Below are 8526 nucleotides of genomic sequence, written 5' to 3'. Positions count from 1 at the left end.
ACCGCCCCGGCAGACACACCGCTACGCGGACATTCTCAAATGATTCTTCGAATGCCGCTACGCGGACATCTTTAATGAGTCAACGCGGTCCCTGTTGGCGGCAGCTGCATTGTGATTACGATGGACAGATGGCATCACCAATCGAGGACTATGCATTGCTGACGGATCAGCATACCGGGTCTTTGGTGTCCCGGACGGGCAGTATCGAGTGGCTTTGCTTCCCGAGGTTTGATTCGGAATCGGTTTTCGCTTCGCTGCTCGGTGATGACGACGACGGGCACTGGCGGCTGGCTGCCGAAGGCGGCACCGTGACCGAATGGGGTTACATCGAGTCGACGTTCGTGCTGCAGAGCCGCTGGGAAACGCCGGACGGTGCCGCACTCGTCACGGACTTCATGCCGGTGGGAGACCGCAGGGCCTCGGTGGTCCGCCGGATTGAGGGCCTCGAAGGTGAGGTCACGATGGCAACCGAGTTCCGGATCAGGTTTGGCTATGGCGCCGTTTTGCCCTGGGTTCAGCGGATCAAGAACAAGGATGAGAACAGGGCGAACGACGACGGTGAAGCGATCGTTGCCATGGCCGGTCCGGACGCGCTCGTAATTCACGGAAACTATCTGCCTAAGCCGTCCGGGCATGCCCACAAAGGCAAGTTCACGGTGAAGCCGGGCGAAGTGGTTGATCTGGAATTGATCTGGTTCCCCTCGCACCGCCCGCCGCCGACCATGACCGATGTGGACAAGACGCTCAAGGAGACGACCGAATTCTGGCAGGGTTGGGCCTCATACTGCACCCAGAAGGGTCCGTACGCCGGCGCCGTCGAACGTTCACTGCTGGTGCTCAAAGCGCTCACGCATGAGGATACCGGCGGCATTGTCGCGGCGCCGACGACATCGTTGCCGGAGCAGTTCGGTGGCGAACGGAACTGGGATTACCGGTTTTGTTGGCTGCGGGATGCGGCGCTGACCCTCGAGGCGATGCTGGTCCACGGCTACGAGGACGAGGCGCAGAAGTGGCGCAACTGGCTCCTCCGCGCCGTCGCAGGAGATCCTGAGGATCTGCAGATCATGTATGCCATTGACGGCGGACGGAACCTCCCGGAGAAGGAGCTGGCGCACCTGTCCGGTTATGAAAAATCGACGCCGGTCAGAGTCGGGAACGGGGCGGTCAGCCAGTACCAGGCGGATGTGGTTGGCGAGGTCATGGTGGCGCTGGAGAAGCTGCGCAATGCCGGGGTCAAGGAGGACAACTTCTCGTGGCCGCTGCAGCGGGCGATGCTTGGCTACCTGGAGAAGCATTTCGACGATAAAGACCACGGCATCTGGGAGATGCGCGGGCCGCAAAAGTACTTTACGCATTCACGGGTGATGATGTGGGCTGCGCTCGACCGCGGTGTCCGCGCCGTGCGCGAGCATGGGTTGAAAGGGCCGGCCGACCGTTGGCAGAAGCTCGTGGACTCGCTGCGCGACGAGATCATGGAGCACGGCTTCAACAAGGAGCTTAATTCATTCACCCAGGCGTATGGCGAGCTGCAGACGGATGCTTCGCTGCTGCAGATTCCCCAGATCGGGTTCCTGCCCTACGACGATCCGCACATGCTCGGCACGGTTGCGTACATGGAACAGGAACTGCTGGACGACGCCGGCCTGCTGTTGCGCTACCGCACACACGCCAGCGTGGATGGCCTGGCCCCGGGTGAGCATCCGTTCCTGGCCTGCTCGTTCTGGCTGGTGGAGCAGTACGCGTGCTCGGGCCGGGGCGACGAGGCTCAGCAACTGATGGACCAGCTGATTGGTTATTCCAATGAACTGGGTCTGCTCAGCGAGGAGTATGCCACCAGCAAGAGCCGGATGGCGGGAAATTATCCGCAGGCGTTCTCGCACCTGACACTGGTCCGGGCGGCCGATGCGCTCGAAGGCCATGCGCAGGATCCCGTGGAACCGGTGGAAGCGTGACGCCGAAATCCGTGACGGCTCTGGCGGGGCTGCTGACCGTCAGCGCGGTGAACCATTTCATCACTCCGCATTTCTACTATGCGGTCGTGCCGCCGGCGATCACCACCCGGGAGGGAATCAGGTCCAGGAAGAATTGGGTCCATTTCAGCGGTGTGATCGAGTTCGCGGGCGCCGCCGGGCTGCTCTTTCCGCCGACCCGCAGGGCAGCCGCCACTTGCACGGCCGTGATGTTTGCAGGCTTTACCGTCGGCCATATCAGTGCCCTTAAGCGGGCCTTCGGTCCGAAGGGATCGCGGAAGGCGCGGACGATCCACAGCCTCCGGTTGCCGTTGCAGATTCCGCTGGTTGCCTGGGCGTGGAGTGTCCGGCGGCGGTAACTGGCTGGAGGTGCCGGCGCTCCGTTACTCTCAGATGATGAGCTCCACCGTCCCATCCAGTCCGGCGCCGGGCACATCCTGGAGGAAATCGCCGGCAGTCCGGGTGGGTCTTTCGATCAGCATCGCCACCGGCCTTTATGCCATCTCCTTCGGCGCGCTGTCCGTCACCGCGGGCCTGACCTTCTGGCAGACCATGATCCTGAGCCTATTCATGTTCAGCGGTGGTTCGCAGTTTGCCTTCATCGGCGTGATCGGAGGCGGCGGTACCGGCGTCGCCGCGATGAGCGCGGCGACCCTGCTCGGTATCCGCAATGGTGTCTACGGCATGCAGATGAACGCGCTCGTGCGGCCCAAGGGGTGGCGGAAAGTCGTGGCCGCGCAGGTCACGATCGATGAATCCGCTGCGACGGCGAGCGGGCAACTGGAAAACTCCGAGCAGCGGCGTGGGTTCTGGACGGCCGGGCTGGGTGTTTTCACGCTGTGGAACCTCTTTACCGCCGTCGGGGCACTGGCAGGCGATGCATTGGGCGATCCGCAGCAGTGGGGTCTCGATGGCGCTGCCGTCGCTGCATTCCTGGGCTTATTGTGGCCAAGACTGCAGGCGAAGCAACCGGCCAGCATCGCCGTCGTCTGCGCGTTGGTGACGGTCCTGACCATTCCCTTCCTGCCATCCGGCGTGCCGATCCTGGTGGCGGCGGCCGTGGCCGGGGCAATCGGCTGGTTCAAGCACGACGCCGTTCCGGCCGGCATGGCGCCTGATATCGAGCCGTATGAAGAGCCGTACAGCGAGCACGATCTCGACCACTACGCCAAGGACCATACGGTGCACGGGCAGAACGACCCGGGGAACGATCGATGAGTCTGTGGTGGTGGTTGCTGCTGGCCTGCGCGCTGGGGTTCGCGATCAAGTTTTCCGGATACCTGCTGCCGCAGCGGATGATGGATAACCCCCGGATGTCCCGCGTCGCGGCGACCCTGACAATTGGGCTGCTCGCATCGTTGACGATGGTGAACGCGTTCTCGGGTGGACAAGCGTTGACCTTGGACGCGCGGGTCGTGGCGCTCGGCGCGGCGGCGGTGGCGCTCTGGTTGCGGGCACCGTTTTTGGTGGTCGTCATTGTCGGGGCGGTTGCGGCAGCGCTGACAAGGCTCACCGGCTGGGGATAGGACGGCTTGCCACGACGGCGGCTGTTGCCTCGGCAATGGCACGCTCTTCATCGGTGGGAACCACGAGAACCTGAATAGCAGAGTTGCCGGTCGAGATGATCCGGGCTCCGTCGGCCGGCCCAAGGTTCGCGCCGTCGTCGAGCTTCACCCCCAGCGGCGCCAGCCGTTCAACAACCGCCTGTCGGAACTGCGGTGAGTTTTCGCCGATGCCGGCGGTAAAGACGATCGCCCGCGCACCGCCGACCGCGACGTGATACCCGCCGATGTATTTGGCAAGCCGGTAGGAGGAAATTTCCAGCGCCAGCCGGGCGCGTTCGTCGTCGTCGACGGCTTCGACGATGGAACGCATGTCGTTCTGCCCGAACAGTGCCTTGAGCCCGGACTTCTTGTTCAGCATCTCGTCCAGCTCGTCGGCACTGAAGCCTTCCCGCTCCAGGAACAGCAGGATGGACGGGTCAAGGTCGCCCGAACGTGTGCCCATCACCAGCCCCTCAATCGGGGTGAAACCCATCGATGTGTCAACACTGATACCACCCTGGATGGCGGTCGCCGAGGCGCCGTTGCCCAGATGGGCGACGACGGCGTTGAACTCTCCGAGTGGACATCCCAGCAGTTCCGCTGCCTGCTGGGTGACGTATTCGCAGGAAGTGCCGTGAAAGCCGTAGCGGCGGATACCGTACTTGCGGTAGAAGTCGTCGGGAATGGCATACCGCCAGGCCCGTTCCGGAAGAGTACGGTGGAACGCCGTATCGAAGACGGCCACCTGCGGCAGGTTCGGCCATTTATCGGCGATGGCTCGGATGCCGAGGACGTTGGGCGGATTGTGCAGCGGCGCCAGCGGATTGAGCCGTTCAATGGCCCGGGTAATTTCATTGGTGATCAGCACCGGTTCGCCAAAACGTTCACCGCCGTGCACCACGCGGTGGCCGACGGCGTCGATCTGCCGGTCACCCAAGGCCGCGGTGAGTTCGGAGTTGATTTGCTCCAGGGCGGCGGTATGGTCCTCGACTTCCCCCTCGCCAATGCGTTCGACGATTCCCTCGGTGAGGATGGCTTCGTGGTGGTCGTCCGCGCCGGGGAGCGGGACTTCCCGGACCTGGTACTTGATCGAGGAGGAGCCGGAGTTGAGAACCAGAACGAGCATTAAGACTCCCGGGAAGGTTGTGCCTGGATGGCCGTGATGGCCACAGTGTTCACGATGTCCTCCACGGTGCAGCCGCGGGAAAGGTCGTTGACCGGTTTGCGGAGCCCCTGCAGTACAGGCCCGACGGCGACCGCCCCGGCGGACTGCTGCACCGCCTTGTACGTATTATTGCCTGTATTCAGGTCGGGGAATATAAATACCGTTGCCTGCCCCGCCACGGAGGAATCGGGCAATTTCGACTCGGCGACGGCGGCGTTAGCCGCGGCGTCGTACTGGATGGGACCTTCCACCGGCAGGTCCGGGCGGCGGTCGCGGACCATGCCGGTCGCCCGCCTGACCTCCTCGACGGAACCGCCGGATCCGGATTCGCCGGTGGAGTAGGAGAGCATGGCAATGCGGGGTTCGATGCAGAACTCTTCAGCAGTTTCGGCGGAGGCGATGGCGATGTCGGCCAGCTGCCCGGCGTCCGGTTCTGGATTGACCGCGCAGTCGCCGTAGACAAGGACACGGTCGCGCAGCAGCATGAGGAAGACCGAGGAGACGATCTCAACGCCATCGCGGGTTTTCACGAACTCGAGGGCCGGTCGGATCGTGTTGGCCGTGGTGTGGGCGGCGCCGGAAACCATGCCGTCGACCTTGCCGAGCTGGACCATCATCGTTGCGAAGTAGGCCCCTTCGAGCATCTTTTCCCGTGCCGCGGCAAGATCCACACCTTTGTGCTCACGGAGCCGGGCGTACTCGGTGGCAAATTCCTCCCGAAGGCCGCTCGTTTCCGGATCCACCAGGTCCACTCCGTCCAGGCTCACGCCTTCGCTGGCGGCCAGTTCGCGCACCTGCTTTTCCGGACCCAGGATGGTCAGAGCGCAGACATCCCGGCGGCGCAGGATTTCCGCCGCCTGCAACACCCGGGCATCCGTCCCCTCCGGCAGGACAATATGCATCCGTTCGGACCGGGCGCGCTCGATCAGCTCATGCAGGAACCTCAGCGGCGTGGTTTTCTCCGGCCGCGGAATGGTCAGCCGTTCGATTAGTTCCGCTCCGTCCACCCGGTTGGACCAGGCCCCGAGGGCGGCGGCGATCTTGCGTGGCTGGCCGGTGGTGATTTCCCCGCGCACGCCGCTGACCCGCCGCGCCGTCGAGTAGGTGTCTTCCGGGTGTTTCAGGACCGGGAACGGCGCTTGGTCCAGCAAGGTCGCGATGTGCTCCTCTGGCTCGAGCCCGCCGGTCAGGATCATGCCTGCCGGAACCGGGAAGTCGGACGACAAGGCCGAGGCCAGAGTTGCGACCAGGAGGTCGGCGCGGTCGCCCGGGACAATGACCAGCGTGCCGTCCGTGAGCTCGTGCAGGAAATTGCCGACACTCATGGCGGCGACCTTGGTGGAAACAATGTCACGTTCCAGATTGCGGCTGCCGGCCACTCGTTCGAGTTCCAGATCGGAGGCCACTTCCGCGACGGTTGGCCGGGACACCTCCGGTATTTCGGGAATGATGTACACCGGCCGCTTGGAAGCTCCGGGCCGGACAGCCTTGCCGATTTCCTCGAGCGCTTCCGGATCCGCGCGGTTCACCATCATGGCCAGCAGGGAACAGTTGGCTGCGGACAGCTCACGGCGGGCGACGTCGACGGCGTCGGCGGCCTCTTCCACGGACATGTCACCGGCGTTGACGACGGCGAGAACCGGGCATCCGAGATTGTTGGCGAGGCGGGCATTGAGATCGAATTCGACGGCGGCGTCGTGACCGGTGAGATCCGTTCCCTCGACGATGATGACATCGCATTCGGCGGACATTTCCCCGAAAATTGCCACACACCGGGAGTCGATCTCGTCGCGGTCCCCGCTGGCCAGCAGGTTCCGGGCCTCATGGGCGCTGAGTCCGGCACGGCAGCTTTCGGCAGGAAGGTCGAACTGCTTTTGGATCATATCAACCATCGGATCGGCTGAGACGTCGTCGCCGTCGGAAATGGGACGGAAGAAGCCGACTCTGCCCGCGTGCCGGTGCAGTGTATCGGCCAGGCCAAGGCTGATCAGCGACTTCCCTGAGCTGGGCGTCATCGCGCTGATGTAGATCCCTTTGGCCATCCGCGCCATCCTTTGCTTCGGCTCCGTTTCCGCATGCCGTCCACCCATCCTGTCAAACCTGTCAGTCCGAAACCACCGTTGACCGTAACAGCCTTGTGGCGCGGTGCCGGCGCGCGTAGAGTTCAAGCGATTCATCGGGGAATACAGCAAACCAGGGAGTAGTCGTGGCCGAGTCAGTCAACACACAAGGTGTGTCGGAAGAAACCCCGAAGTGGCGCATAGTCGGTCCCGGCCTCGTCGCGGCGGCAACCGGCGTCGGCGCGGGCGACCTGGTCGCGACCCTGCTGGCAGGCAGCCTCTACGGCTATGTACTGCTGTGGGCCGCGGTGCTGGGCTGCATCTTCAAGATCGTACTGGTGGAGGGCACCGGTCGCTGGTATCTCGCTACCGGCAAGACGATTTTCCAGGGCTGGCGTTCGCTCGGCATCTGGACCAGCTGGTATTTCGGCATTTACGTCGTCCTGTGGGGTTTCGTGTACGGCGCCACCGCCATGACGTCGAGCGCCCTTCCCTTGGCGACGCTCTTCCCCGGCATTCCCCTCAATGTCTTCGCCGTCATCTCCGGCATCGTGGGATTGGCGATGGTCTGGTTTGGAAAGTACGGCGGCTTCGAAAAAATCATGACCGTGATGGTGGGCATCCTCTTCGTCGCCGTCGTCGGATCCGCTGTCCTGGCTGTCCCCAATCTGGGCGGCATTATCTCCGGCCTCGTTCCCCGGTTGCCGGAAGGTTCCCTCTTCTACGTACTGGGAATCGCCGGCGGCGTGGGCGGAACCATTACCCTGGCGGCCTATGGCTACTGGCTGAAGGAGAAAGGCTGGCACACGCCGCAGTGGATGAAGGTCATGCGGATCGACAACTCCGTTGCCTATATCGTCACCGGCATCCTGGCTATTTCCATGTTGATTGTGGGAGCGGAACTGCTGTTCGCCGCAAACATTGCTTTGTCCGAAGGCGACGACGGCCTTATCGATCTGGCGGATGTTCTCGCGGACCGTTACGGAGAGACATGGTCTGTCATCTTCCTGGTCGGTTTCTGGGCGGCGTCGTTCTCCTCCCTGCTGGGCGTCTGGAATGGCGTATCCCTGATGTTTGCCGACTTCGTTGTCAATTACCGCAAGCATCCAAAAGACCTGTCTGCTGACAAAGCGCCGGGATCGGGCAGTAAGCAGGCACGCGCCTACATGCTCTGGCTGACCTTCCCGCCCATGTTGCTGCTGCTGATTGGCGAGCCGTTTGCCCTGATTGTCGCCTACGGCGTGCTCGGTGCATTGTTCATGCCATTCCTGGCGATCACCCTGCTGTGGCTGCTGAACAGCAAACGGGTGCCTCAACAGTGGCGCAACAAGGCGCTGAGCAACGTGCTGCTGAGCGTGGTGGCCCTGGTCTTCATCGTGCTCGGCTTCCAGGAACTCTACAATCAGGTGGCACCGCTCTTGGGAGGGTAGCGACGGCTTATATCCGGATGGCGGACATGGCAGACTAACAGCATGCTTGTTGCCTTTTCAGTAGCCCCTTCCGGAACTCCCGACGGCGATGCGCCGGCCAACAGCGGTTCGTCCACTGGCAACGCGTCAGTGCACGACGCCGTGGCGGCCGCCGTCAAGGTCGTCCGCGATTCCGGTCTGCCAAACCACACCAGTTCGATGTTTACCGAAATCGAAGGGGACTGGGACGAGGTGATGGAGGTGGTCAAACGGGCCACCGAAGCCGTCGGCCGCTATGGCAGCCGGGTATCGCTGGTGCTGAAGGCGGACGTCCGCCCCGGCCACACCGGCGAATTGACCGGCAAGGTCGAGCGGCTC

The 8526-nt window shown here is 63.2% G+C and carries 8 protein-coding genes; 6 read left to right on the top strand and 2 right to left on the bottom strand.

Annotated features, from left to right (window positions below):
• Window positions 1-128: 128 nt before the first annotated feature.
• Genes Y707_RS26280 through Y707_RS0114365 form a run of 4 tightly spaced genes read left to right on the top strand, consistent with a single transcriptional unit; the run spans window position 129 to window position 3496 of the window.
• Complete coding sequence (locus Y707_RS26280) at window positions 129-1952, top strand: glycoside hydrolase family 15 protein (RefSeq protein WP_051442049.1); 1824 nt, start codon at window positions 129-131, stop codon at window positions 1950-1952.
• Window positions 1949-2329 carry a DoxX family protein gene (locus Y707_RS0114375; protein ID WP_026535596.1) on the top strand — a complete coding sequence of 127 codons (381 nt, stop codon included), beginning with the start codon at window positions 1949-1951 and terminating at the stop codon, window positions 2327-2329. The genes Y707_RS26280 and Y707_RS0114375 overlap by 4 nt, the downstream gene beginning before the upstream one ends.
• Before the next feature lie 37 nt (window positions 2330-2366).
• Window positions 2367-3188, top strand: coding sequence for an AzlC family ABC transporter permease (locus tag Y707_RS26275; RefSeq protein ID WP_051442050.1), 822 nt, complete (start codon window positions 2367-2369; stop codon window positions 3186-3188).
• The gene (locus Y707_RS0114365) at window positions 3185-3496 is read left to right on the top strand and encodes an AzlD domain-containing protein (protein ID WP_026535595.1); all 312 of its coding nucleotides are present in this window, start codon (window positions 3185-3187) and stop codon (window positions 3494-3496) included. The genes Y707_RS26275 and Y707_RS0114365 overlap by 4 nt, the downstream gene beginning before the upstream one ends.
• Here Y707_RS0114365 and Y707_RS0114360 read toward each other — a convergent pair.
• A complete protein-coding gene (locus Y707_RS0114360; protein ID WP_026535594.1) occupies window positions 3480-4640 on the bottom strand; it encodes an acetate/propionate family kinase in 1161 nt (386 codons plus the stop codon). The genes Y707_RS0114365 and Y707_RS0114360 overlap by 17 nt on opposite strands.
• Window positions 4640-6721: a phosphate acetyltransferase gene (gene pta, locus Y707_RS0114355; RefSeq protein ID WP_026535593.1), complete on the bottom strand. Its 2082-nt coding sequence runs from the start codon at window positions 6719-6721 to the stop codon at window positions 4640-4642. Before pta ends, Y707_RS0114360 begins: the two co-directional genes overlap by 1 nt.
• A 191-nt stretch (window positions 6722-6912) precedes the next feature.
• Here pta and Y707_RS26270 point away from each other — a divergent pair, with 191 nt between their 5' ends.
• Both Y707_RS26270 and Y707_RS0114345 read left to right on the top strand, forming a co-directional pair.
• Window positions 6913-8169, top strand: a complete 1257-nt coding sequence (locus Y707_RS26270) for an Nramp family divalent metal transporter (RefSeq protein ID WP_035781822.1) — start codon at window positions 6913-6915, stop codon at window positions 8167-8169.
• A gap of 42 nt (window positions 8170-8211) precedes the next feature.
• Window positions 8212-8526, top strand: a 315-nt coding sequence (locus Y707_RS0114345) for a thiamine-binding protein (protein WP_026535592.1), incomplete at its 3' end; no start/stop codon positions are given.

The sequence above is a fragment of the Arthrobacter sp. H14 genome (genome assembly GCF_000520495.1).
Taxonomy (GTDB): domain Bacteria; phylum Actinomycetota; class Actinomycetes; order Actinomycetales; family Micrococcaceae; genus Arthrobacter_C.
This window is presented reverse-complemented; position numbering and strand designations above follow the sequence as displayed.

Coding starts and splice junctions, on each gene's coding strand:
- Y707_RS26280 (WP_051442049.1), top strand. CDS start 129: ATGGCATCACCAATCGAGGACTATGCATTGCTGACGGATCAGCATACC.
- Y707_RS26275 (WP_051442050.1), top strand. CDS start 2,367: ATGAGCTCCACCGTCCCATCCAGTCCGGCGCCGGGCACATCCTGGAGG.
- Y707_RS0114365 (WP_026535595.1), top strand. CDS start 3,185: ATGAGTCTGTGGTGGTGGTTGCTGCTGGCCTGCGCGCTGGGGTTCGCG.
- Y707_RS0114360 (WP_026535594.1), bottom strand. CDS start 4,640: ATGCTCGTTCTGGTTCTCAACTCCGGCTCCTCCTCGATCAAGTACCAG.
- pta (WP_026535593.1), bottom strand. CDS start 6,721: ATGGCCAAAGGGATCTACATCAGCGCGATGACGCCCAGCTCAGGGAAG.